The sequence below is a fragment of the Bradyrhizobium campsiandrae genome, from assembly GCF_014529705.1.
GTDB lineage: Bacteria > Pseudomonadota > Alphaproteobacteria > Rhizobiales > Xanthobacteraceae > Bradyrhizobium > Bradyrhizobium campsiandrae.
The window spans coordinates 25,170-49,190 of sequence record NZ_JAANIH010000041.1; the positions used below are offsets into that span (position 1 = coordinate 25,170).

Annotated in this window: 19 protein-coding genes and 1 tRNA gene; 16 read left to right on the forward strand and 4 right to left on the reverse strand. The window is 63.3% G+C overall.

Annotated features, from left to right (window positions below):
• Nucleotides 1-2 precede the first annotated feature (2 nt).
• A complete protein-coding gene (locus tag G8O24_RS26790; protein WP_188104627.1) occupies nt 3-665 on the reverse strand; it encodes a TetR/AcrR family transcriptional regulator in 663 nt (220 codons plus the stop codon).
• Nucleotides 666-877: 212 nt separating this feature from the next.
• Between G8O24_RS26790 and G8O24_RS26795 the strand changes: the two genes are divergently transcribed.
• From G8O24_RS26795 to G8O24_RS26810, 4 genes are all read left to right on the forward strand, one after another.
• Nucleotides 878-2,113: an acyl-CoA dehydrogenase family protein gene (locus G8O24_RS26795; protein WP_188104629.1), complete on the forward strand. Its 1,236-nt coding sequence runs from the start codon at nt 878-880 to the stop codon at nt 2,111-2,113.
• Nucleotides 2,114-2,248: 135 nt separating this feature from the next.
• Complete coding sequence (locus G8O24_RS26800; protein ID WP_188104630.1) at nt 2,249-3,307, forward strand: phosphotransferase family protein; 1,059 nt, start codon at nt 2,249-2,251, stop codon at nt 3,305-3,307.
• 408 nt (nt 3,308-3,715) lie between these two features.
• Nucleotides 3,716-3,970: an NIPSNAP family protein gene (locus G8O24_RS26805; protein WP_244646002.1), complete on the forward strand. Its 255-nt coding sequence runs from the start codon at nt 3,716-3,718 to the stop codon at nt 3,968-3,970.
• Nucleotides 3,971-3,992: 22 nt separating this feature from the next.
• The gene (locus tag G8O24_RS26810; RefSeq protein ID WP_188104632.1) at nt 3,993-4,619 is read left to right on the forward strand and encodes a LysE family translocator; all 627 of its coding nucleotides are present in this window, start codon (nt 3,993-3,995) and stop codon (nt 4,617-4,619) included.
• A 30-nt stretch (nt 4,620-4,649) separates the two neighbouring features.
• On the opposite strand, the gene argE is transcribed toward G8O24_RS26810, so the two are convergent.
• Together argE and G8O24_RS26820 are read right to left on the reverse strand one after the other, a co-directional pair.
• The gene (argE, locus tag G8O24_RS26815) at nt 4,650-5,822 is read right to left on the reverse strand and encodes an acetylornithine deacetylase (RefSeq protein WP_188104634.1); all 1,173 of its coding nucleotides are present in this window, start codon (nt 5,820-5,822) and stop codon (nt 4,650-4,652) included.
• A 393-nt stretch (nt 5,823-6,215) separates the two neighbouring features.
• Nucleotides 6,216-7,001, reverse strand: coding sequence for an SDR family NAD(P)-dependent oxidoreductase (locus G8O24_RS26820; protein WP_188104636.1), 786 nt, complete (start codon nt 6,999-7,001; stop codon nt 6,216-6,218).
• 134 nt (nt 7,002-7,135) lie between these two features.
• Here G8O24_RS26820 and G8O24_RS26825 point away from each other — a divergent pair, with 134 nt between their 5' ends.
• Nucleotides 7,136-7,834, forward strand: coding sequence for a histidine phosphatase family protein (locus G8O24_RS26825; protein WP_188104637.1), 699 nt, complete (start codon nt 7,136-7,138; stop codon nt 7,832-7,834).
• A gap of 82 nt (nt 7,835-7,916) precedes the next feature.
• On the forward strand, nt 7,917-8,684 hold the full coding sequence (locus tag G8O24_RS26830) for an SDR family NAD(P)-dependent oxidoreductase (protein WP_188104639.1): 768 nt from the start codon (nt 7,917-7,919) through the stop codon (nt 8,682-8,684).
• A gap of 62 nt (nt 8,685-8,746) precedes the next feature.
• On the opposite strand, the gene G8O24_RS26835 is transcribed toward G8O24_RS26830, so the two are convergent.
• Complete coding sequence (locus G8O24_RS26835) at nt 8,747-9,961, reverse strand: serine hydrolase domain-containing protein (RefSeq protein ID WP_376708079.1); 1,215 nt, start codon at nt 9,959-9,961, stop codon at nt 8,747-8,749.
• A gap of 166 nt (nt 9,962-10,127) precedes the next feature.
• Here G8O24_RS26835 and G8O24_RS26840 point away from each other — a divergent pair.
• The 10 genes from G8O24_RS26840 (at nt 10,128) to rpoC (ending at nt 23,998) form a co-directional block, all read left to right on the forward strand.
• Nucleotides 10,128-10,203, forward strand: a tRNA-Trp gene (locus G8O24_RS26840).
• Between the two features lie 275 nt (nt 10,204-10,478).
• Nucleotides 10,479-10,670 (forward strand): preprotein translocase subunit SecE, encoded by a 192-nt coding sequence (gene secE / locus G8O24_RS26845; RefSeq protein WP_007611620.1) that lies wholly within the window; start codon nt 10,479-10,481, stop codon nt 10,668-10,670.
• A complete protein-coding gene (gene nusG, locus G8O24_RS26850; protein ID WP_188104643.1) occupies nt 10,670-11,227 on the forward strand; it encodes a transcription termination/antitermination protein NusG in 558 nt (185 codons plus the stop codon). Before secE ends, nusG begins: the two co-directional genes overlap by 1 nt.
• Before the next feature lie 133 nt (nt 11,228-11,360).
• Entirely contained in the window at nt 11,361-11,789 is a 429-nt protein-coding gene (rplK, locus tag G8O24_RS26855; protein ID WP_011088164.1) for a 50S ribosomal protein L11, read from the forward strand.
• Between the two features lie 6 nt (nt 11,790-11,795).
• Nucleotides 11,796-12,488, forward strand: a complete 693-nt coding sequence (gene rplA, locus G8O24_RS26860) for a 50S ribosomal protein L1 (protein WP_188104644.1) — start codon at nt 11,796-11,798, stop codon at nt 12,486-12,488.
• Nucleotides 12,489-12,593: 105 nt separating this feature from the next.
• Entirely contained in the window at nt 12,594-13,547 is a 954-nt protein-coding gene (locus tag G8O24_RS26865) for a 2-hydroxyacid dehydrogenase (RefSeq protein WP_188104646.1), read from the forward strand.
• Nucleotides 13,548-14,124: 577 nt separating this feature from the next.
• Nucleotides 14,125-14,643, forward strand: a complete 519-nt coding sequence (rplJ, locus tag G8O24_RS26870) for a 50S ribosomal protein L10 (RefSeq protein ID WP_188104648.1) — start codon at nt 14,125-14,127, stop codon at nt 14,641-14,643.
• Nucleotides 14,644-14,697: 54 nt separating this feature from the next.
• Nucleotides 14,698-15,075 (forward strand): 50S ribosomal protein L7/L12, encoded by a 378-nt coding sequence (rplL, locus tag G8O24_RS26875; RefSeq protein WP_188104650.1) that lies wholly within the window; start codon nt 14,698-14,700, stop codon nt 15,073-15,075.
• A 472-nt stretch (nt 15,076-15,547) separates the two neighbouring features.
• Nucleotides 15,548-19,672, forward strand: coding sequence for a DNA-directed RNA polymerase subunit beta (gene rpoB, locus G8O24_RS26880; RefSeq protein ID WP_188104652.1), 4,125 nt, complete (start codon nt 15,548-15,550; stop codon nt 19,670-19,672).
• Between the two features lie 129 nt (nt 19,673-19,801).
• Complete coding sequence (gene rpoC, locus G8O24_RS26885; protein WP_188104654.1) at nt 19,802-23,998, forward strand: DNA-directed RNA polymerase subunit beta'; 4,197 nt, start codon at nt 19,802-19,804, stop codon at nt 23,996-23,998.
• The last annotated feature ends 23 nt before the right edge of the window (nt 23,999-24,021 follow it).

A 24,021-nucleotide genomic window follows, 5' to 3' on the forward strand; every position in this document is an offset into this window, starting at 1 on the left:
CGCTATCGTGCCGCGAGCCGTGAGGGCGCCTTGGTCTCGGCCTTCGCCATCGTCAGCGCCATGGTCGCGACGCTGACGACGCGCGCGACCACGTCCTCGACGTCGTCGAGGTCGCATTGGCCTTCCGACAGCTTTGTCAGGCGCTCGCTTTCGCGGATGGTGTGGTGCGCCATGGCGAGCGCGAAGTTGAGTCCCCAATAGATGTCGACGTCGCTGCGGTCGGGCAGGGAACGGCGCATCGCGCCGGCGAATTTCCGCAAATGATCGATCTCGCGGTTCTTGATGCGGCGGATCGGCGGCACGGATTCGATCGAGGCGCGGATCATGAAGCGCGCCGCGGTGGAACGCTGGTTTTCCGGCCCGAGGCATCCACGCAAGGTCGGCCCGACCAGCGCCCGCAGGATCACCTCGATCGGTGCGCGGCCGCCGCCTGCTTCCTCCGCGGCCTTCAACTCGCGCAGGCGCTCGCGGTTGGTCGCGATCGAGCGGGTCACGAATAATTCCGCGATCAGTTCGTCCTTCGAACCGAAATGGTAGTTCACCGCGGCCAGATTGACGTTGGCCTCCGCGACGATGTCGCGCAGCGTGACGTCGCCGAAGCCGCGATCGGCATAGAGCCGTTCGGCGGCGGCGAGAATGGCAGACCTCGTATGATCGCTGGCCATGGATGCCCTCAGGGGAGGGAGTTGCAATTCAAACACTTGTATGAAACTATCGTTTGAAGGCCGGACAAAGTCAATCCGCAATCGCAACTCGTTCGCAATAGGCGAGCCGGTTCCGAGGTCTCGCAGGGGGCGCATTCGCGCTTGCGGGCAGAGCGAGGCGGGAGGACAGTCCGGCGCAAAACGAGATCGCAAAGAGAGACGAGGAGCGTCCCATGGACTTCGATATGTCGCCCAAGCAGAAGGAATGGCTCGAGCGCGTGCAATCCTTCATGGCCAAGCATGTGCGTCCGGCGGTGCCGATCTACGATCAGCAGGACAAGAGCGGCGACCGCTGGAAGGTGATTCCTGTTCTCGAAGACCTCAAGAAGAAGGCCAAGGCGGAAGGCCTCTGGAACATGTTCATGCCGCCGAGCGAGCATGAGGACGACGAATTCCGCGGTGCGGGATTGACCAATCTCGAATATGCCCTGCTGTCGGAAGAGATGGGCCGCATCACCTGGGCCTCGGAAGTCTTCAACTGCTCGGCGCCCGACACCGGCAACATGGAAGTGTTCATCCGCTACGGCTCCAAGGAGCAGAAGCGCAAATGGCTGCGCCCGCTGATGGACGGCGAGATCCGCTCCGCCTTCCTGATGACCGAACCGGCGGTGGCCTCGTCCGACGCGACCAACATCGAGACCCGGATCGAGAAGGACGGCGATCACTACGTCATCAACGGCCGCAAATGGTGGTCGTCCGGCGTCGGCGATCCCCGCTGCAAGATCGCGATCCTGATGGGCAAGACCGATTTCAACGCGGCCAAGCATCAGCAGCAGTCGCAGATCCTGGTTCCGCTCGACACGCCAGGCATCAAGGTCGAGAAGATGCTGCCCGTGTTCGGCTTCGATGACGCGCCGCACGGCCATGCCCAGGTGCTGCTCGAGAATGTGCGCGTTCCGAAGGAGAACATCCTGCTCGGCGAAGGCCGCGGCTTCGAGATCGCGCAGGGCCGCCTCGGCCCCGGCCGTATTCATCACTGCATGCGCACCATCGGCAAGGCCGAAGAGGCGCTGGAGAAGATGGTGAAGCGGCTTTCCTCGCGCACCGCCTTCGGCAAGAAGATCGTTGAACACTCGGTGTGGGAGCAGCGCATCGGCGAAGCCCGCACCAACATCGAAATGACGCGTCTGCTGTGCCTCAAGGCCGCCGACATGATGGACAAGGTCGGCAACAAGACCGCGCAGGCCGAGATCGCCATGATCAAGGTCGCAGCGCCCAACATGGCGCTGAAGATCATCGACGAGGCGATCCAGGCGTTCGGCGGCGCCGGCGTTTCCGATGATGCCGGCCTTGCCAAGGACTACGCCCACATCCGCACCCTGCGTCTCGCCGACGGTCCGGACGAGGTGCACAATCGCGCCATTGCACGGCTCGAAGTTCGGAAGTATGCCAACTCTCCCAAGCACTAAGCGGGAGGGCTGCGCGGCGCTTCCGACTTGAAGAAACGACACGGGCATGATCCGCATTCGGCAATGACCGCTTGACGCAAGTGCGTCAGCGGTTACCGATTAGGATCATGTTCGGACTGAAGAGGGAGCGTCACCGTGGCTGACGGCGTCAGGAAAGACGAAGAGTTCTCGGGCACCAAGCCGGTCGAGGAGCGTCATCGCTTCGACGAGCTCAGGCTCGAGGCCTGGATGCGCGAGCACGTCGAAGGCTTCGAAGGCCCGCTGGTCGTGCTGCAGTTCAAGGGCGGCCAGTCCAATCCGACCTACCGGCTCAACACGCCGAAGCGCTCTTACGTGATGCGCCGAAAGCCGTTCGGCAAGCTGCTGCCGTCGGCGCATGCGGTCGATCGTGAGTACCGCGTCATCGCAGCGCTTGGAAAGCAGGGTTTCCCGGTCGCGCATGCCTATGCGCTGTGCCAGGACGACAGCGTCATCGGCGCTGCCTTCTACATCATGTCGATGGAAGAGGGGCGCGTGTTCTGGGATCCGACGCTGCCGAGCCAGGACAACGATGCGCGCCGGAAAATCTTCACCAGCAAGATCGAGACGCTGGCCAAGCTCCATATGTACGACCCAGTCGCGATCGGTCTCGGCGATTTCGGCAAGCCCGGCAATTACTTTGCGCGGCAGATCGATCGCTGGACCAAGCAATATCGCGCCTCCGAGACCCAGCACATTCCGGAGTTCGAGAAGGTCGCCGAATGGTTGCCCAAGACCGTGCCGGAGCAGGCGCGGGTCTCGATCGTCCATGGCGACTATCGGCTCGACAACATGATTTTCCACGCGACGGAACCGCGCGTGCAGGCCGTGCTCGACTGGGAGCTGTCGACGCTCGGCGATCCCATGGCCGACTTCACCTACCTCCTGATGCAGTGGATCATGCCGGGCCTCGAGGGCGCAGATTTGAAGGCGCTCAACATCCCGAGCCTGGAAGAGGCCGCCCAGATCTATTGCAACGTCACCAAGATGACGGTGCCTGACCTCAACTGGTATTTCGCCTACAATCTGTTCCGCCTCGCCGGCATCACCCAAGGCATCGCCGGCCGCGTCCGCGACGGCACCGCCGCCAACGCCAAGGCGCTGGAGTCAGCCAAGCGCACCGTGCCGCTGTCGAAGGCATCCTGGGACTACGCGCAGAAGGCGGGCGCGGTGTAGGAAGAGCGAAGAGCGCGGCTGACGGCCGCGCTTGGAGCGGTGCTGTCGCCACACACTCCGTCATTGCGAGCGCAGCGAAGCAATCCAGAATTTTCCCGCGGCGGCAGTCTGGATTGCTTCGCTGCGCTCGCAATGACGAGGAGGCGGAATACGAGACCCGCAATTCGCGCCGGTGCCGTAGGGCGGATTAGCGGAGCATAATCCGCCGTTCGCGCCGCGCAACAATAGGATGCGCAAACGCCCGCAGCGCTGTGCCGCCACCTAGTCCCTGGTTTGACACCGCGGCCTCCGACCATATCTCCTCCCCAAGGAGACCAATCATGATCCAGCAACTGCGCATCTACGAAATCTTCGAAAAGAACAAGGCTGCCTTCCACGCCCCGTTTTCGCGACCATGCCGCGCGCATCATGCGCACCAAGTATGGCTTTCAGATCGTGGCGATGTGGGACACAAAGTCCGGTGATCGCACCGAGTTCGCCTATCTGCTGGAGTGGCCGGACGAGGCAACCAAGACGTCGGCATGGTCGGCCTTCATGGCGGACGCCGAGTGGGCCGAGATCAAGCGGGTCACTCACGCCGAGCACGGACTCATGGTAGGGCAAATCGAGGACCGCCTGCTCGTGCCGGTGGACTATTCGCCATCGTTCAGCCTTCTGCACTGATACGCCTTCGGAGCCGCCGCCCATGATCGACCACGCCACCCTTGTCACCTACATCGTCATCGTGCTCGGCTTCGTTTTCATTCCGGGTCCGGCGACGCTGCTCACCATGGCACGGGCGGCAAGCTCCGGCACAAAGGTCGGTATCGCGACGGGAGCGGGGATTGCGGCGGGGGACTTGATCCACACATCGATGGCGATTGTCGGCTTGTCGGCCATTGTTGCGACGTCGGCGCTGCTGTTCAGCATCGTCAAATATGCCGGCGCGGCGTTCCTGATCTATCTCGGCATTCGCGCCATGCTCGACAAGGCTCCGGTCGAGCTGAACGGCGGTGTGCCTGCCATCAGCGCGGGCCGCGCCTTCCGGCAGGCTGTGCTGACCGAGGTGCTCAATCCCAAGACGGCGCTGTTCTTCCTCGCCTTCCTGCCGCAATTCGTACGGCCGGAGCACGGCTCGACCGCGCTTCAACTCGCGACCCTCGGCATTGTCTTCGTGCTGCTCGGCCTCGTCAGCACGGTCGTGTTTGCCGTTGGCGCGGGCCGCCTTGGCTCTCTCCTGCGCCGCCATCCTGCTGTGGTGAAGTGGCAGGGCAAAGTGGTCGGGACCATCTACTGCGCTGTCGGCGTGCGGCTGGCCTTGCAGGAGCGATGAGGCGCGGTCCACTGCCTGCGGCAGCGTCGCCTATGTCTTCGCACAATGCGCGATCAGCTTCTCCACGAAGCCCGCGCATTTCTCCAGCTCGGCCATCTCCACGAACTCATCCGGCGTGTGCGCCTGCGCGATCGCGCCAGGGCCGATCACCACGGAGGGGATGTCGGCCATGCTGGCGAACAAGCTCGCTTCGGTGCCGAAGGCGACCTTGGCGTGGTCGTTCCGGCCCGCAAGGCTCTTGGCCAGCGTCACGATCGCCGCATCGGCCCTGGTGTCGAGGGCGGGGTAATCGAGGATCTCCTCGAAATCGATGCCGCATTCGGGGTGTCTCGCCTTCATCGCCGGCTCAAGCTCGGCCTTGGCCCAGGCGACGATCGCATCCGTCACCTCCCTGGATTCGGTGATGCCGATGCCGCGGCATTCGAAATCCACCGTGCAGGTATCGGGCACGATGTTCAGCGCCGCGCCGCCATGGACGATGCTGGTCAGCAGCGTCGAGTGCGGCACGTCGTAAAGGCTGTTGCGCTCGGCTTCGCCCGCAAGCTTCACGGCGCGGCGGCGGATCTCGGTGATCAACTCGGCGGCATATTCGATCGCGTTGACGCCGTCGGGCGCGATCGAGGAATGGCGGGCGAGGCCGTGGAAGGTCGCACGTACGCCGTGCTTGCCCTTGTGGCCGATGATGACCTTCATCTCGGTCGGCTCGCCGATGAAGGCGCCGAGCGGCCGTACCTTCTTCTTGGCGACCTCGCGAAGCATCGGGCGGACGCCGACGCAGCCGATCTCCTCGTCATAGGAGATCGCAAGATGGATCGGCGTATTCAGCTTCGCTTCGAGCATCTCCGGCACCATCGCAAGGCACACCGCGACAAAGCCCTTCATGTCGGTGGTGCCGCGGCCAAAGAGCTTGCCGTCGCGCTCGACCAGCTTGAAGGGATCATGGCTCCAATCCTGGCCCACGACCGGCACGACGTCGGTATGGCCCGACAGGACATAGCCCGGCCGATCCTCGGGGCCGATCGTCACCCAGAGCGAGGCTTTCTCGCCGGTTACGTCGGTGATGCGCTCGAAGCCGATGCCGAAGCCGGCGAGGTAGCTCTCGATATGCGCGATCAAGGGCAGGTTGGTGCGATCGCTGATCGTGTCGAACGAGACGAGGTCGGCGAGCAGCTTGCGAATACGGTCGGGTCTTGAGCTTGGCATTGTCACAGTCTTGTCAGGGGATTGCAGAGGCTGAAGTTGCCTGCAGGAACCATACCAATGTGACGGCTGGTCAGGCAAATCACACAGACTTACGAGATTTGGCCCCACCCGCCGGCGGGCGAGTTAGCAAAGCTCGGCGAGATGAGCCGCGAGGATGCGAATGCGTGTCTGCGATGGAAATGCGAAATGAATATAGCGACGCTGCCCACCGCGTACTCCGTCATTGCGAGCGCAGCGAAGCAATCCAGAAATGCATCCGTGGAAAGATTCTGGATTGCTTCGCTGCGCTCGCAATGACGATATTGATGCAGGTGTGCCCAAAACGCGAGATCGTGCCCCGGACGTAGCGCAGCAGCGTAAGACGCTGCAGCGCGTCCGGGACTCGAGACAGTGTCAGACCGGCTTTCCCGTATACGGCATCGACGCCGTGAGGCCGCCATCGACCGGGAATGCCTGGCCATTCACATACGACGCTTCGTCGCTGGCCAGGAACAATCCCATCGCGGCGAGCTCGTGCGGCTGGCCGGGGCGCTTGAGCGGATTGAGCTGGCCGATCTTGTCCTGGGTGCCGCGCTCTTTCGCGCGGTCGAAGATCGGCTTGGTCATGCCGGTTTCGATCAGGCCGGGGCACACCGCGTTGATGCGAACGCCGGTGCCGGTGAGCGAGTAGGCGGTGGTTTGCACGAGGCTGATCACGCCGGCCTTGCTCGCGGCATAGGGGTGCCCGCTGGCGCCGGCCTTGAGGCCCGCGACGGATGCAGTGAGCACGATCGCGCCGGACTGTTGCTTCACCATGTGCGGCATCGCATGCTTCACGGCGAGGAACGGCCCGATCAGATTGACGCGCAGCACCTCCTGCCAATGTTCGACGGTCTGCTCGCCGAGCGGAATGAGCCCGCCGGAAATGCCGGCATTGGCCCAGATCACGTCGAGCCGGCCATGCGTCTTCACCGCCTTGTCGATGACGGCGATGACGTCCTTCTCGGAACCGGCATCGGCGAGCATCGCTTCCGCAACGCCGCCGGCCTTCTTGATCTCGTCCACCGTCTCCTTCACCGCCTCGGTGCGATCGACGGCAATCAGTTTTGCGCCTTCCTTGGTGAAGAGGTGCGCAGCCGCGCGGCCGATGCCGCTGCCAGCGCCGGTGATGATGACGGATTTGCCTTGCAGGCGGCCCATGCGTTTCTCCCTTTTGGTTCTCGCGCGACGCTTGCCGCGCGACGGAATTTCAAACAGAATTTCAAACGGCAAAGTGTCTTGAGACGCGTTCACACCTGACGTACAGCGACATCACACGAGATGGAAGGGCTTCAATGGCAACCGCAGACAAGCCTGATGTGATCACGACGCGCTGGTGGTGGGTTCGTCACGCCCCCGTGCGCAATGACGGTGGCAACATCTACGGACAGAGCGATCTTCCCTGCGACACCAGCGACACTTACGTGTTCAATGCGGTTGCCAAGGTGCTGCCGCGCAAGGCGGTCTGGTATTCGAGCAATCTGATGCGCACGCATCAGACCGCGGAAGCGATCTGGGCGGCGGGCTACCCAAAGCCTGACTCGATGACGTGGGAAGCCGACCTTGCCGAACAGAATCTCGGAAAATGGCAGGGCATGAATCGCGCTGCCTTTATCGCCAGCCGTCCCGTCGGTTCGAGCTGGTTCGCCGACATCAACGAGCCCGCGCCCGGCGGCGAGAGCTTCATGGATCTCTATAACAGGGCGCGTCGGACGATCGAGCGGATCAACAATGAGGCGGCCGGACAGGACGTGATTGCGGTTGCGCATGGCGGCACCATCAAGGCGGCGATCGGCCTCGCGCTGGATGGCCAGGTCGAGAAGGCGCTGTCGTTCGACATCGACAATGTCTCGATCACGCGGCTCGATTATTTCGCCAGCCCCGCGCGCAGCGTCTGGCGGCTGCCGATGGTGAACCAGCAGCCCTGGATCGCCGATGATGCGCATGCCGAGTTGCATCAGCCGTCCGGGCCGGAAGTGAAGAAGCTCGCGTGAGTTCCGCCGTTATTCCGGACGGCCCGCGGGGCCGGGGCCCGGAATCTCGAAGTGAATACGAACATCAATCTGGGAGGAAAGCATGACCTTGTTCGACATGAAGGGAAAAGTCGCCGTCATTACCGGCTCGACGCGCGGCATCGGGCTTGCGATCGCCGAGCGCATGGCCGAGCACGGCGCCAAGGTCGTGATCTCCTCGCGCAAGGCCGACGTCTGCGAGCAGGTCGCCAAGGACATCAACGACAGGTTCGGCAAGGGCACGGCGGTGGCCATTGCCGCCAACATCTCCTCGAAGGAGAATTTGCAGAACCTCGTCGACGAGAGCAACCGCGCCTTCGGCAAGATTGACGTGCTGGTCTGTAACGCGGCCTCGAACCCGTATTACGGTCCGCTCGCCGGCATCTCCGACGATCAATTCCGCAAGATTCTCGACAACAACATCGTCGCCAACAACTGGCTGATCTCGATGGTGGTGCCCCAGATGATCGAGCGCAAGGACGGCTCGGTGATCATCGTGTCGTCGATCGGTGGATTGAAGGGCTCAACCATCCTCGGCGCCTATGCGATCTCGAAAGCCGCCGACATGCAGCTCGCGCGGAACCTCGCTTGCGAATACGGCAAGCACAATATCCGCGTGAACTGCATCGCGCCCGGCCTGATCAAGACCGATTTTGCCAAGGCGCTGTGGGACAATCCGGAGAATCTGAAAGCCTCGACCGCGCGCTCGCCGCTCTTGCGCATCGGCATCCCCGACGAGATCGCGGGCGCAGCCGTATTCCTGGGCTCGAAGGCCGGCGACTTCATGACCGGCCAGACCATGGTCATCGACGGCGGCGCGACGATCAGTTGATCTCTCGTGTCCCGGACGCGGTGCAGCGTGAAACGCTGCTCCGCAGAGCCGCGGCACGCGTCTCAATCCACTGCCGCGTAAACCAGATCCCGCACCAAGGTCCGTGTAAAATCGCGCTGTCCCGGGCCCTGGCTCATGAACACCGCGAACAGATCCTCCTTCGGATCGATCCAGAAGAACGTGCCGGCAATGCCGCTCCAGAAATAGTTGCCGACGCTGCCGGGGAAGGGGGCGATGCCGGCCTCGCGGCGCACGGCAAAGCCGAGACCGAAGCCGTGGCTGGGCGACAGCAGCGTGCCGTTGGTCACGACATGCGGCCCGAGATGATCGGAGGCCATCAACTCCAGCGTCTTGCGGCCGATGATCCTGGTGCCGTCGAGCGTGCCGCCATTGCGCAGCATCAGCGCGAAACGGGCGTAGTCCATCGTGGTGGAGACCAGGCCGCCGCCGCCTGATTCCATCACCGGATGCTCGAGCATGTTGAACAGCGCGACCTTGTCGCCGGTCCAGGGATCGGTTTCGAATGGCTGGGCGAGCCTGGCGGCGTTGGCCTCGGAGGTCGAGAAGCCGGTTTCGCTCATTTGCAGTGGCGCGAGGATGCGCTCGGTGAGGAAGGCGCCGAGCGACTTGCCGCTGACGATCTCGATGATGCGGCCGAGGATGTCGGTGGAGCGGCTGTAGTTGAACTCGTCGCCGGGGTGGCAGACCAGCGGGAAGCTCGCGACCAGCGCGGCGTGTTCGGCATTGGTGATCTTGCGGCTGCGGACGCGGGACTCCTGGTAGAGCTTGTGCACGGGGCCGTCGCCCTGGTGCTCATACGTTAAACCAGACGTGTGGCGGAGCAGGTCCTGCACCGTCATCGGCCGCTTCGGCGGAACCAGTTCCAGCTTGCCGCCGCTGACGACGCCGACCTTCTGCTCCGCGAATTCCGGGATGAACTTGGCGACGGGGTCGCCGAGGAGCAGGTGGCCGTCCTCGACCAGCGCCATGATTCCGACCGAGACGATCGGCTTGGTCATCGAGAAGATCCGGAAGATCGAATCCGGCGCCATCGCCGGGCCCGCGGGGCTCTGCCTGCCGAGCGCCTCGAACCACCCGACCTGACCACGGCGGGCCACCAGCACCGTCACGCCGGGCACGGTTCCCTTGTCGATTTCGCGCTTGAACGCCTCCGACATCGCCTGGAGCCGAGGGCGCGACAGGCCGATCATTTCCGGCTTGGCTTCGGGGATCGGCGGGGTTTTCGACGTGGTCGAGAGGCGAGGGGCGGCGGTCATGTTCACTCCCGGGGGGCACATTTATTATCGGAAGCGAAGAGTGGCCCAGAAGTCGCGGTATAAACAAGGCAAGCCAGCGCGCTTCACCCTTGCAATCCGTCCTTGCATTCGAGCCGTCCCCTGTGCTTGAAAGCGCCCCTGATCCGGCGGCGACGCAAGGGTCCGTAGGAGTGTAGCTCAATTGGTAGAGCACCGGTCTCCAAAACCGGGGGTCGCAGGTTCGAGCCCTGCCACTCCTGCCAGCGCATCCGCTGGCTAACCCCTTGATCCCGAACTATTCCGATCTGCCTACCGGCGACGCCGGCCGACTGGGCGCGTCCCGTCCACACCTTGACCTTTGGCCCCATCCGCAGTAGATACCCCGCACTCGCAGCCGGCCCGTTAAACGCGGATTTCCGGCGCGGCTTTGAAATCCCCCGAACATCAGAGCCCGGTTTTCCGGCTCATCCTTCGAGACAGAGGGCTGGGCCCCAGGCGGCTGTTCGGATCCCCGAAATCCTTATTGGCGTCTCAAACGATGGCAGTCAGCCCGTTCAAGTTCTTGCAGGAAGTGCGCTCGGAGACCGCCAAGGTCACTTGGCCGACCCGTCGTGAGACCACGATCACCACCATCATGGTGTTCGTCATGGTCGCCGTGGCCTCGATCTTCTTCTTCGCCGCCGACCAGATCATCCGCTACCTCATCACCTTCCTTTTGGGCATTCACTGATGGCAACAGCCGCCGCAACCCAATCGTCCGACAAGCGCTGGTACATCGTCCACGCCTATTCGAACTTCGAGAAGAAGGTCGCCGAGTCGATCCGCGAGCAGGCCAAGCAGCGCGGGCTCGAGGATCTGTTCGAGCTGGTGCTGGTTCCGACCGAGAAGGTCACGGAAGTGCGCCGCGGCCGCAAGATCGACGCCGAGCGCAAGTTCTTCCCGGGCTACGTGCTGGTCAAGATGAAGCTGACCGACGAGGCGTTCCACCTGATCAAGAACACCCCGAAGGTCACGGGTTTCCTGGGCGCCGAAAACAAGCCGATGCCCATCTCGGAATCCGAGGCCATGCGCATCCTGCACCAGGTGCAAGAGGGCGTGGAACGGCCGAAGGCGTCGGTGTCGTTCGAGATCGGCGAGAACGTGCGCGTGGCCGATGGCCCATTCGCCTCGTTCTCGGGTGTGGTCGAGGAAATCGACGAGGCGCGCTCGCGCGTGAAGGTCGCCGTGTCGATCTTCGGCCGCGCCACGCCGGTCGAACTGGAATTCGGTCAGGTCGAGAAGGTCTGATCGGGTAGCGCGGGAGGCCGAGAGGCTTCCGGCAAAGAGAGGCCGTGGGAGGGAGAGGGCGGTTGCCAGCCGCCTCCGACCCAGACCACGAACCTGAAACCGCCGGCGTCAGCCGGCACAACAGGAGTGATACATGGCAAAGAAAGTGACCGGATACCTGAAGCTTCAGGTCCCGGCCGGTGCGGCGAATCCCTCGCCCCCGATCGGTCCCGCGCTCGGTCAGCGCGGTCTCAACATCATGGAGTTCTGCAAGGCGTTCAACGCCCAGACCCAGAAGGAAGAGAAGAACACCCCGATCCCGGTGATCATCACCATCTATGCGGACCGTTCCTTCACCTTCGAGATGAAGACGCCGCCGATGTCCTACTTCCTCAAGCAGGCCGCCAAGATCCAGTCCGGCTCGAAGGCGCCGGGCCGTGACAAGGCCGGCAAGGTGACGAAGGCGCAGGTGCGCGAGATCGCCGAGAAGAAGATGAAGGACCTGAATTGCGACACCATCGAATCGGCCATGAAGATGGTCGAGGGCTCCGCCCGTTCGATGGGTCTGGAAGTTGCGGGGTAATCGGCAATGGCAATCGGAAAGCGTTTGAACAAAGCCCGCGAAGGCATTGACCGCGAAAAGCTTTACCCCCTCGCGGACGCCATCAAGATGGTCAAGGAACGCGCCAAGGCGAAGTTCGACGAGACCATCGAGGTCGCGATCAATCTCGGCGTCGATCCGCGTCACGCCGATCAGATGGTCCGCGGCGTCGTGACCCTGCCGAACGGCACTGGCCGTACGCTCCGCGTCGGCGTGTTCGCCCGCGGTGCCAAGGCTGACGAGGCCAAGGCTGCAGGTGCCGACGTCGTCGGCGCCGAAGACCTGGTCCAGAAGGTGCAGGAAGGCACGATCGATTTCGACCGCTGCATCGCCACCCCCGACATGATGCCGCTGGTCGGCCGTCTCGGTAAGGTGCTCGGCCCGCGCGGCCTGATGCCGAACCCGAAGATCGGCACCGTGACCATGGACGTCACCGGTGCGGTGAAGGGCGCCAAGGGCGGCTCGGTCGAGTTTCGCGTCGAGAAGGCCGGCATCCTGCAGGCCGGCGTCGGCAAGGCCTCGTTCTCCGAGGAGAAGCTGGTCGAGAATATCAAGGCTCTGGCCGATGCGGTCTCGAAGGCGAAGCCGGCTGGCTCCAAGGGCACCTACATCCAGCGCGTTGCGGTGTCCTCGACCATGGGCCCCGGCGTGAAGGTCGAGCCGGGTACGATTCTCGGCTAAGGCTTGCCTAGGGTAAGTCTGGAAATTGCATGAGGCGAGGGGCGGAATTGGGCAACCGATTCCGCCCCTCGTCGTTTGTGGCGGCACTCACCGGAAACAAGAACAATGGCTGACAAGGTCCTGGTCTACTCGCGTTTTCCCAAGACGATGATGGCGCGCTTCGCCGAGCGGTTCGAGTTGCTCGACACCGGTGGCAAGCAGGCCACGGAGGTGTTTCCCCCGGACGAGCTCGGCGGCATCCGCGCGCTGCTGACAGCGGGCGGCTCGCCGCTCGGGGCGGAGGCGATGGACCTGTTTCCGAAGCTTGGCGCCATCGTCTGCTACGGCACCGGCTATGACGGCGTCGACCTGAAAGCGGCCGCCGCGCGCAACATCGCGGTCGGCCACAGCCCCGGTGCCAACGCCGCCTCGGTCGCAGATATCGCGATGACCCTGATGCTGGCGACGACCCGCCGGCTGCTGGTCGCTGATCAATATGTCCGCAGCGGCGACTGGGCTGCGTCAAAACAGTCGCCGATGATGCGCCCGCAGGCCGGCATGCCCGGCCGCCGCATCGGCATCTACGGCATGGGCGAGATCGGCCGCAAGATCGCCGCGCGCTGCGCCGCCTTCGAGAGCGAGGTCGGCTATTTCAGCCGCACCAAATACGATCTGCCCTATCAATATTTTCCGTCGCTGGAAGCGCTCGCCGATTGGTGCAGCGTGCTGATGATCGCGGTGCGGGCAGGGGCCGAGACCCAGCACGTGGTCAATGCCGATATCCTCAAGCGCCTCGGCGCGGACGGCTATGTCGTCAACATCTCCCGCGGCTCGGTCATCGACGAGAAGGCCCTGGTCGCCGCGCTGACCGACAAGACCATTGCGGGTGCCGGTCTCGACGTCTTCGAAAAGGAACCGCACGCCCCGGGCGCCCTGACGGCGCTCCCCAATGTGGTGTTCGCCCCCCATATCGGTGGCCACACCCTCGAATCGCACGTCGCCATGCAGAGCTGCGTCCTGGCCAATCTCAGCGCGTTTTTCGCGGGCAAGCCGCTGCCGTACGGGGTCAAATCGGCCTGAATCGACGCTTGTCGGCCCGGATCAAGCCTTGATGGCAACGGATTGGAACTGGTGCGAATTTTGCTCTTGGCAATCCGGCAGAGAGCGGTTAAAGAACCGCCTCCGGACGTGCCGGCCCCGGCTGGCGCGTCCGTGCACGCATTCCGAAAACCGACGCGCAGGAGATCATTCCTTTTCAGGACGTCCGCAAGGATTTGCCCGAAAAGGAAGGAAAATCCATCGGTTTGGTGAGGATGCGGGCAGAGGTCAGGCGGTTCGCCGGCTGGCCTTGTCCTGTCCAAGACTGCAGGCGCCCGCGGGAAGTTTCGATTTTCCAACGGCTTAATCGCATGGCCTGCATAGACGGGTGAAGACCGGATTTCACTTCGCTTTCCACTTTAGGGTGGTCGCGAAAGGAGTTTGGTTCGGACCTCGACACGCCGTGGGCCCTTTGGGCTCCCGGAGGGCAGGCTTTGAATTGTCGTCTTGCCCGGCGTGTCCGAAGGGTTTTTGCCCCGAGGTTCAAGTTTGGGCGGGACGATGGGTGCAACCCGGCGGTCCCGCTTTCGCGATGACCGCCAACCGGAAAGAGCTTGCTGTGGAACGAGCGGCAAAGAAAGAGGCGGTCGAACAGCTCAACGGGGTCTTCAAGACCACGAGCGTCGCGATCGTTGCTCAATATTCCGGCCTCACCGTCGCCCAGATGCAGAAGCTGCGTCAGCAGATGAAGCAGGCGGGTGCCTCGGTGAAGGTCTCGAAGAACCGTCTCGCCAAAATTGCTCTTGAAGGCACTGACGTCGTTGCCATCGGCCCCATGCTGAAGGGGCCGACCGTGATCGCCACTTCGAACGATCCGGTAGCGGCGCCGAAGGTCGCCATCGAATTCGCCAAGGCGAACGAAAAGTTCGTCATCATCGGCGGCTCGATGGGAAAGACCGTCCTGAATGTCGACGGCGTGAAGGCGCTTGCCTCGCTGCCGTCGCTTGACGAACTGCGCGGCAAGATCGTCGGCCTGCTTGTGGCCCCGGCGACCAAGCTGGCTCAGCTCGCCAACGCGCCCGCGGGCAAACTCGCGCGCGTCATCCAGGCTCATGCCTCAAAGGGCGAAGCGGCCTGACGCCCTTCGCAAAACTCAAACCCGAACCAGACTTACACCTAAGGAAACTGAACAATGGCTGACTTGCAGAAGATCGTTGACGACCTCTCGAGCCTCACCGTGCTCGAAGCCGCTGAACTTGCCAAGCTCCTCGAAGAGAAGTGGGGCGTTTCGGCTGCCGCGGCTGTCGCCGTGGCTGCTCCGGGTGGTGGTGGCGCTGCCGCCGCTCCGGCGGAAGAGAAGACCGAGTTCACGGTCGTTCTCGCCGCGGCCGGCGAGAAGAAGATCGAGGTCATCAAGGAAGTCCGCGCCATCACCGGTCTCGGCCTGAAGGAAGCAAAGGACCTCGTCGAGGGTGCTCCGAAGCCGCTGAAGGAAGGCGTGAACAAGGAAGAAGCCGAGAAGATCAAGGCCCAGATCGAGAAGGCTGGCGCCAAGGTCGAGCTCAAGTAAGCAACGCTTACGGGCAGGGTTCCGGGCTGCGGCCCGGGACCTTGGTCCTCCCTCAAAAGGGCGGGCCGGATGCAAAAGGCGTGCGACGGATCGTCCCGACGCAGGCCAAACACGAAAATGTGTGGGGATTTGAGGGTTTAACCCTCGAATCTACACTATTGTCGCCCCATATCGGGTCGGCAGCACGAAAGCGCGGTGGGCAGGGATGCCGGATTTCCCTGTAAGCCGTTGGGAGAGCAGGCTATTTCGGGCTTTTGCAGTCCGTGAAGACGATCGTTGTGACGGGCGGGCGCGCGCTAGCGCCCCGCGCGTCGTTTTGCGTTTTGAAGGTCTGAAGAACAGATTCAGGACATTCCCGCCTGAAACTGAGTCTCCGGCCCCCAAAGCGGGTTCGAAAATTCAACCCGGGGAGCGGTGGCAGCCGCGTTCCGGACGGTTCGCCCAGAGCGGGCGACGAAAATGAGAGGCCACGATGGCGCAGCAGACATTCACCGGTCGCAAACGCGTTCGCAAGTTCTTCGGACACATCAAGGAAGTCGCCGAGATGCCGAACCTCATCGAGGTTCAGAAGGCGTCCTATGACCAGTTCCTGATGGTCGACGAACCCGCGGGCGGGCGCCTCGACGAGGGCCTGCAGGCCGTGTTCCGTTCCGTGTTCCCGATCTCGGACTTCTCGGGCACCTCGATGCTGGAGTTCGTCCGCTACGAGTTCGAGCAGCCGAAGTATGACGTCGACGAGTGCCGCCAGCGCGGCATGACCTTCGCGGCTCCCCTCAAGGTGACGCTGCGCCTCATCGTGTTCGATATCGACGAGGAAACCGGCGCGAAGTCGGTCAAGGACATCAAGGAGCAGGACGTCTACATGGGCGACATTCCGCTCATGACGATGAACGGCACCTTCATCGTCAACGGCACCGAGCGCGTCATCGTCTCGCAGATGCACCGGTCGCCGGGCGTGTTCTTCGACCACGACAAGGGCAAGACCCATTCGTCGGGCAAGCTGCTGTTCGCTGCCCGCGTCATCCCGTATCGCGGCTCCTGGCTCGACATCGAGTTCGACGCCAAGGACATCGTCTATGCGCGTATCGACCGTCGCCGCAAGATTCCGGTGACGTCGCTGATGTTCGCCCTCGGCCTCGACGGCGAGGCGATCCTGTCCACGTTCTACAAGAAGATCCTCTACAAGCGGACCAAGGAAGGCTGGCGCGTTCCGTTCGACGCCAACCGTTTCCGCGGCTACTCGACCATCAACGATTTGATCGACGCCGACACCGGCAAGGTCGTGCTCGAGGCCGGCAAGAAGCTCACCGTCCGCGCCGCCCGCCAGCTCCAGGAGAAGGGGCTCAAGGCGCTGCGCCTGTCGGATGAGGAACTCGTCGGCAACTATCTCGCCGAGGACCTCGTCAACCCGAAGACCGGTGAGATCCACGCCGAAGCCGGTGAGGAAATCACCGACAAGTCGCTGAAGGTCCTCAACGAGCAGGGCTACAAGGAGCTGCCGCTGCTCGACATCGACCACGTCAATGTCGGCGCCTACATCCGCAACACGCTCGCGGCGGACAAGAACATGACGCGTGAAGACGCGCTGTTCGACATCTACCGCGTGATGCGTCCGGGCGAGCCGCCGACGCTGGATTCGGCGCAGGCGATGTTCCAGTCGCTGTTCTTCGACGCCGAGCGTTACGACCTCTCCGCGGTCGGCCGCGTCAAGATGAACATGCGCCTCGACCTCGATGCGCCCGACACCCAGCGCACGCTGCGCAAGGAAGACATCCTCTGCGTCATCAAGACGCTGGTGGACCTGCGCGACGGCAAGGGCGAGATCGACGACATCGACCATCTCGGCAATCGCCGTGTGCGCTCGGTCGGCGAGCTCATGGAGAACCAGTATCGCATCGGCCTGCTCCGCATGGAGCGCGCGATCAAGGAGCGCATGTCCTCGGTCGACATCGACACGGTCATGCCGCAGGACCTGATCAACGCCAAGCCGGCGGCTGCCGCCGTGCGCGAGTTCTTCGGCTCCTCGCAGCTCTCGCAGTTCATGGACCAGACCAACCCGCTCAGCGAAATCACCCACAAGCGCCGTCTCTCGGCGCTTGGACCGGGCGGTCTGACCCGCGAGCGCGCCGGCTTCGAGGTGCGCGACGTGCATCCGACGCATTACGGCCGTATCTGCCCGATCGAGACGCCGGAAGGTCCGAACATCGGCCTGATCAACTCGCTCGCCACGTTCGCACGCGTGAACAAGTACGGCTTCGTCGAGACGCCATATCGCAAGGTCAAGGATGGTCGCGTCACCGACGAGGTCGTGTACCTCTCGGCGATGGAAGAAGGCCGCTATTCGGTCGCGCAGGCCAACGTGCCCGTCGACGCCAAGGGCCGCTTCACCGAGGATCTCGTGGTCTGCCGCGCGAGCGGCACCCGCGACGTCGTGCCGCTGACGCCCGACAAGGTCGACTACATGGACGTGTCGCCGAAGCAGCTGGTTTCGGTCGCCGCGGCGCTGATCCCGTTCCTCGAGAACGACGACGCCAACCGCGCGCTGATGGGCTCGAACATGCAGCGCCAGGCGGTGCCGCTGGTTCGTGCCGAGGCGCCGTTCGTCGGCACCGGCATGGAAGGCGTGGTTGCGCGCGACTCGGGTGCTGCGATCGCGGCGCGCCGTTCGGGCGTGATCGACCAGATCGACGCGACCCGCGTGGTCATCCGCGCCACGGAAGATCTCGATCCGACCAAGTCGGGCGTCGATATCTACCGGCTGATGAAGTACCAGCGTTCCAACCAGTCGACCTGCATCAACCAGCGTCCGCTGGTGAAGGTCGGCGACATCGTCAAGAAGGGCGACATCATCGCTGACGGTCCGTCGACCGATCTCGGCGAGCTCGCGCTCGGCCGCAACGTGCTCGTCGCGTTCATGCCGTGGAACGGCTACAACTTCGAAGACTCGATCCTGCTCTCCGAGCGGATCGTGAAGGAAGACGTCTTCACCTCGATCCATATCGAGGAGTTCGAGGTGATGGCCCGCGACACCAAGCTGGGACCTGAGGAAATCACCCGCGACATTCCGAACGTCTCGGAAGAAGCGCTGAAGAACCTCGACGAAGCCGGTATCGTCTACATCGGCGCGGAAGTGCGCGCCGGCGACATCCTGGTCGGCAAGATCACGCCGAAGGGCGAAAGCCCGATGACGCCGGAAGAAAAGCTCCTGCGCGCCATCTTCGGTGAAAAGGCCTCCGACGTTCGCGACACCTCGCTGCGCGTTCCCCCGGGCGTGCAGGGCACGATCGTGGAAGTCCGCGTGTTCAACCGCCACGGCGTCGACAAGGACGAGCGTGCGCTGGCGATCGAGCGGGAAGAGATCGAGCGTCTGGCCAAGGACCGCGACGACGAGCAGGCGATCCTGGACCGCAACGTCTACAACCGTCTTGCCGAGCTTCTCGAAGGGAGGCAGGGCATTGCCGGTCCCAAGGGCTTCAAGAAGGACACCAAGATCACCCGCGCGGTGCTCGAGGAGTACCCGAAGTCGCAGTGGTGGCTGTTCGCCTCGCCGAACGACAAGCTGATGGCCGAGATCGAGGCCATGCGGAAGCAGTACGACGAATCGAAGAAGGGGCTCGAGCAGCGCTTCCTCGACAAGGTCGAGAAGCTTCAGCGTGGTGACGAGCTTCCGCCCGGCGTGATGAAGATGGTCAAGGTCTTCGTCGCGGTGAAGCGCAAGATCCAACCCGGCGACAAGATGGCCGGCCGTCACGGCAACAAGGGCGTGGTGTCGAAGATCGTGCCGATCGAGGACATGCCGTTCCTCGAAGACGGCACGCACGCCGACATCGTGCTCAATCCGCTGGGCGTGCCCTCGCGCATGAACGTCGGACAGATCCTCGAGACGCATCTCGGCTGGGCTTGTGCCGGCCTCGGCAAGCGGATCGGCCAGACGGTCGATGCGTATCTGTCGAAGCAGGACATCAAGCCGCTGAAGGAAACCTTGAAGAAGGTCTATGGCGAGGACGAGACCATCAAGACGCTCAACGACAACGAGCTGCTTGAACTCGGCCACAATTTGAGCCGCGGCGTGCCGATCGCGACGCCGGTGTTCGATGGTGCCAAGGAGACCGACATCGAGGAGATGCTGAAGCTCGCGGGCCTGGACGCTTCGGGCCAGTCGACCGTCTATGACGGCCGTACCGGCGATGCCTTCGATCGCAAGGTGACGGTGGGCTACATCTACATGCTCAAGCTGCACCATCTCGTGGACGACAAGATCCACGCGCGTTCGATCGGTCCGTACTCGCTCGTCACCCAGCAGCCGCTGGGCGGCAAGGCGCAGTTCGGCGGCCAGCGTTTCGGCGAAATGGAGGTGTGGGCGCTCGAAGCTTACGGCGCGGCCTACACGCTGCAGGAAATGCTGACCGTGAAGTCGGACGACGTCGCCGGCCGTACCAAGGTGTACGAGGCGATCGTGCGTGGCGACGACACCTTCGAGGCCGGTATTCCGGAATCGTTCAACGTGCTGGTCAAGGAAATGCGCTCGCTCGGCCTCAACGTCGACCTGCACAATTCCAAGATGGGTCCGGCGCCGACGTCGGAAGCGGCCGAGTAACACGACCTTTCATGCCCGGCCTTCGCGGCCGGGCATTGGCGCCCCTCCCGATGCCTTGAGGGCAGGGCGCCCCGCTAAAGTGATTTTCGAATTTGCGGCCGGAGGCGACCGGTACGCGAGGAGAAGACGATGAACCAAGAAATTATGAATCTCTTCAACCCGACGACGCCGGCTCAGGTCTTCGACCAGATCCGCATCTCGATCGCGTCTCCGGAGAAGATTCTGTCCTGGTCCTACGGCGAGATCAAGAAGCCGGAGACCATCAACTACCGCACCTTCAAGCCCGAGCGCGACGGTCTGTTCTGCGCGCGCATCTTCGGGCCGATCAAGGATTACGAGTGCTTGTGCGGCAAGTACAAGCGCATGAAGTACAAGGGCATCATCTGCGAGAAGTGCTCGGTCGAAGTCACGCTGTCGCGCGTCCGGCGCGAGCGCATGGGCCATATCGAGCTCGCAGCTCCCGTCGCCCACATCTGGTTCCTGAAGTCGCTGCCCTCGCGCATCGGCCTCCTGCTCGACATGACGCTGAAGGATCTCGAGCGGATCCTCTACTTCGAATATTACGTCGTGCTGGAGCCGGGCCTCACCGCGCTGAAGGACCGTCAGCTGCTGTCGGAAGACGAGTATCTGAAGGCGCAGGACGAGTACGGCCAGGATTCCTTCACCGCCATGATCGGCGCGGAGGCGATCCGCGAGCTGCTCAAGGGCATGGACCTGGAGAAGCTCGAGCTCAGCTTGCGCGCGGAGATGCAGGAGACCGACTCCGACATCAAGCACAAGAAGCTCGCCAAGCGCCTGAAGATCGTCGAGGCCTTCCGCCACTCCGGCAACAAGCCGGAATGGATGATCCTGACCGTCGTTCCCGTGATTCCGCCGGACCTGCGTCCGCTGGTGCCGCTGGACGGCGGCCGCTTCGCGACCTCCGACCTCAACGACCTCTATCGCCGCGTCATCAACCGCAACAACCGCCTGAAGCGGCTGATGGAGCTGCGCGCGCCCGACATCATCATCCGCAACGAGAAGCGCATGCTTCAGGAAGCGGTCGATGCGCTGTTCGACAACGGCCGCCGCGGCCGCGTCATCACGGGTGCCAACAAGCGCCCGCTGAAGTCGCTCGCCGACATGCTGAAGGGCAAGCAGGGTCGCTTCCGTCAGAACCTGCTCGGCAAGCGCGTCGACTATTCGGGCCGTTCGGTGATCGTGGTCGGTCCCGAGCTGCGCCTGCATCAGTGCGGCCTGCCGAAGAAGATGGCGCTCGAGCTGTTCAAGCCGTTCATCTATTCGCGGCTTGACGCCAAGGGCCTGTCCACCACCGTGAAGCAGGCGAAAAAGCTGGTCGAAAAGGAGCGGCCCGAGGTCTGGGACATCCTGGACGAGGTCATCCGCGAGCATCCGGTGCTGCTCAACCGCGCGCCGACGCTGCATCGTCTGGGCATCCAGGCGTTCGAGCCGGTTCTGATCGAAGGCAAGGCGATCCAGCTTCACCCGCTGGTCTGCTCGGCATTCAACGCCGACTTCGACGGCGACCAGATGGCCGTGCACGTTCCGCTGTCGCTCGAAGCGCAGCTGGAAGCGCGCGTCCTGATGATGTCGACCAACAACATCCTGCATCCGGCGAACGGCCAGCCGATCATCGTGCCGTCGCAGGACATCGTGCTCGGTCTCTACTACGTCTCGATCATGCGCGAAGGCCTGCCCGGCGAAGGCAAGCTGTTCGGCGACATGGCCGAGCTCGAACACGCGCTGCACGCGAAGGTCATCCACCTCCACACCAAGATCAAGTACCGGTGGGAAGGCATGGATGAGACCGGCAAGGTCTCCAAGCGCTGGATCGAAACCACCGCCGGCCGCGTCATGCTCGGCAACCTGCTGCCGAAGAACCCGCGCATCTCGTACGAGATCATCAACAAGCTGATGACCAAGCGCGAGATCTCGGGCGTCATCGACCAGGTCTACCGTCACTGCGGCCAGAAGGAGACGGTGATCTTCTGCGACCGCATCATGGCGCTCGGCTTCTACAATGCGTTCAAGGCCGGCATCTCGTTCGGCAAGGACGACATGGTCGTGCCGCACTCCAAGTGGAAGATCGTCGATACCACCCGTACGCTGGCGAAGGATTTCGAGCAGCAGTACAACGACGGTCTGATCACCCATGGCGAGAAGTACAACAAGGTCGTCGACGCCTGGTCGAAGGCCACGGAAGAAATCGCCAAGGCGATGATGAAGGAGATCTCCTCCACCAAGAAGACCGCGGCTGGAGCCGATGCCGACATCAACTCGATCTACATGATGGCTCACTCCGGTGCCCGCGGTTCGCCGGCCCAGATGCGCCAGCTCGCCGGCATGCGCGGCCTGATGGCCAAGCCGTCGGGCGAGATCATCGAGACGCCGATCATCTCGAACTTCAAGGAAGGCCTCTCGGTTCTCGAGTACTTCAACTCGACCCACGGCGCCCGTAAGGGCCTCGCGGACACCGCGTTGAAGACCGCGAACTCGGGCTACCTGACCCGTCGTCTGGTCGACGTCGCGCAGGACTGCATCATCACGCAGTCTGATTGCGGCACCAAGCTCGGCATCAAGATGCGGGCGATCGTCGATGCCGGCACCGTGGTCGCTTCGCTCGGCTCGCGCATCCTCGGACGCACGGCCTGCGAAGACATTCGCGACAGCTCGGGCAAGGTGATCATCAAGCGCGACACGCTGATGGAAGAGAGCCATCTGGAGGCCATCCAGCAGGGTGGCGTGCAGGAGGTGAAGATCCGCTCGGCGCTGACCTGCGAACTCGTCAACGGCATCTGTGGCAAGTGCTACGGCCGCGACCTCGCCCGCGGCACGCCGGTCAACCACGGCGAAGCGGTCGGCGTCATCGCGGCGCAGTCGATCGGCGAGCCGGGCACCCAGCTCACCATGCGCACCTTCCACATCGGTGGTGCGGCGCAGCTCAACGAGCAGTCGTTCGTCGAAGCCAATTTCGACGGCAAGATCGTGATCCGAAACAAGGCCATCGCCCGCAACAGCGAGGGTCACCTGGTCGCGATGGTGCGCAACATGGTGGTGGCCGTGGTCGATGCCGACGGCACCGAGCGTGCGACGCACCGTGTCCAATACGGCTCGCGTCTGCACGTCGACGAGGGCGACATGGTCAAGCGCGGCCAGCGCATCGTCGAGTGGGATCCGTACACCCGTCCGCTTCTCACCGAAGTGGAAGGCACCATCGGCTTCGAGGATCTGGTCGAGGGACAGTCGATCTCGGAAACGCTGGACGAGGCGACCGGTATCGCCAAGCGCGTGGTCATCGACTGGCGCTCGACCCGCGGCGGCTCGGACCTGCGTCCGGCCATCGTGGTGAAGGGCAAGGACGGCAAGGTGCTCAAGCTCGCCCGTGGCGGCGATGCCCGCTACATGCTGTCGGTCGACGCCATTCTCTCGGTCGACGTCGGAGCCAAGGTCAATCCGGGCGACATCCTCGCCCGTGTCTCGACCGAAAGCGCCAAGACGCGTGACATCACCGGCGGTCTGCCGCGGGTGGCGGAACTGTTCGAGGCACGGCGTCCGAAAGATGCGGCGATCATCGCCGAAATCGCGGGCACCATCCGGTTCGGGCGCGACTACAAGAACAAGCGTCGCATCTCGATCGAGCCGATGGACAAGACCGACGAGCCGCGCGAGTACCTGATCCCGAAGGGCAAGCACATCCACCTTCAGGACGGCGACGTCGTCGAAAAGGGCGACTTCATCGTAGAAGGCAACCCGGCGCCGCACGACATCCTTGCGGTCAAGGGTATCGAGGAGCTCGCGGCCTACCTGGTCAACGAAATCCAGGAGGTCTACCGGCTCCAGGGCGTGCTCATCAACGACAAGCACATCGAGGTGATTGTCCGTCAGATGCTCCAGAAGGTGGAAATCACCGACCAGGGCGACACGGACATGATCTCCGGCGAGCAGGTCGACAAGATCGAGTTCGACGCGCTGAACGCGAAGGCGAAGGAAGAGGGCAAGAAGCCCGCCACGGGTACGCCGGTTCTGCTCGGCATCACCAAGGCGAGCCTGCAAACCCGCTCCTTCTTCTCGGCGGCCTCGTTCCAGGAGACCACCCGCGTCCTCACCGAGGCGGCGGTCAACGGCAAGATCGATCCGCTCGAGGGCCTCAAGGAGAACGTCATCGTCGGCCGGCTGATCCCGGCAGGCACCGGCGCCTCCATGGCCAAGATCCGCGAAGTCGCCATGAAGCGCGACAAGCTGATTCTCGACGAGCGCGAGAAGCAGCAGTCCGTCGTGCCGCCGGCACCGGAAGCCGAGCTTCCGGCGCTGCCGCCAGCGGAATGATGGTTCATCCGTAAGAATACCGA

Coding starts and splice junctions, on each gene's coding strand:
- rplA (WP_188104644.1), top strand. CDS start 11,796: ATGGCAATCGGAAAGCGTTTGAACAAAGCCCGCGAAGGCATTGACCGC.
- G8O24_RS26795 (WP_188104629.1), top strand. CDS start 878: ATGGACTTCGATATGTCGCCCAAGCAGAAGGAATGGCTCGAGCGCGTG.
- rpoB (WP_188104652.1), top strand. CDS start 15,548: ATGGCGCAGCAGACATTCACCGGTCGCAAACGCGTTCGCAAGTTCTTC.
- G8O24_RS26865 (WP_188104646.1), top strand. CDS start 12,594: ATGGCTGACAAGGTCCTGGTCTACTCGCGTTTTCCCAAGACGATGATG.
- G8O24_RS26805 (WP_244646002.1), top strand. CDS start 3,716: ATGCGCACCAAGTATGGCTTTCAGATCGTGGCGATGTGGGACACAAAG.
- rpoC (WP_188104654.1), top strand. CDS start 19,802: ATGAACCAAGAAATTATGAATCTCTTCAACCCGACGACGCCGGCTCAG.
- rplL (WP_188104650.1), top strand. CDS start 14,698: ATGGCTGACTTGCAGAAGATCGTTGACGACCTCTCGAGCCTCACCGTG.
- G8O24_RS26810 (WP_188104632.1), top strand. CDS start 3,993: ATGATCGACCACGCCACCCTTGTCACCTACATCGTCATCGTGCTCGGC.
- G8O24_RS26835 (WP_376708079.1), bottom strand. CDS start 9,961: ATGACCGCCGCCCCTCGCCTCTCGACCACGTCGAAAACCCCGCCGATC.
- G8O24_RS26825 (WP_188104637.1), top strand. CDS start 7,136: ATGGCAACCGCAGACAAGCCTGATGTGATCACGACGCGCTGGTGGTGG.
- secE (WP_007611620.1), top strand. CDS start 10,479: ATGGCAGTCAGCCCGTTCAAGTTCTTGCAGGAAGTGCGCTCGGAGACC.
- G8O24_RS26830 (WP_188104639.1), top strand. CDS start 7,917: ATGACCTTGTTCGACATGAAGGGAAAAGTCGCCGTCATTACCGGCTCG.
- G8O24_RS26790 (WP_188104627.1), bottom strand. CDS start 665: ATGGCCAGCGATCATACGAGGTCTGCCATTCTCGCCGCCGCCGAACGG.
- G8O24_RS26820 (WP_188104636.1), bottom strand. CDS start 7,001: ATGGGCCGCCTGCAAGGCAAATCCGTCATCATCACCGGCGCTGGCAGC.
- argE (WP_188104634.1), bottom strand. CDS start 5,822: ATGCCAAGCTCAAGACCCGACCGTATTCGCAAGCTGCTCGCCGACCTC.
- rplK (WP_011088164.1), top strand. CDS start 11,361: ATGGCAAAGAAAGTGACCGGATACCTGAAGCTTCAGGTCCCGGCCGGT.
- nusG (WP_188104643.1), top strand. CDS start 10,670: ATGGCAACAGCCGCCGCAACCCAATCGTCCGACAAGCGCTGGTACATC.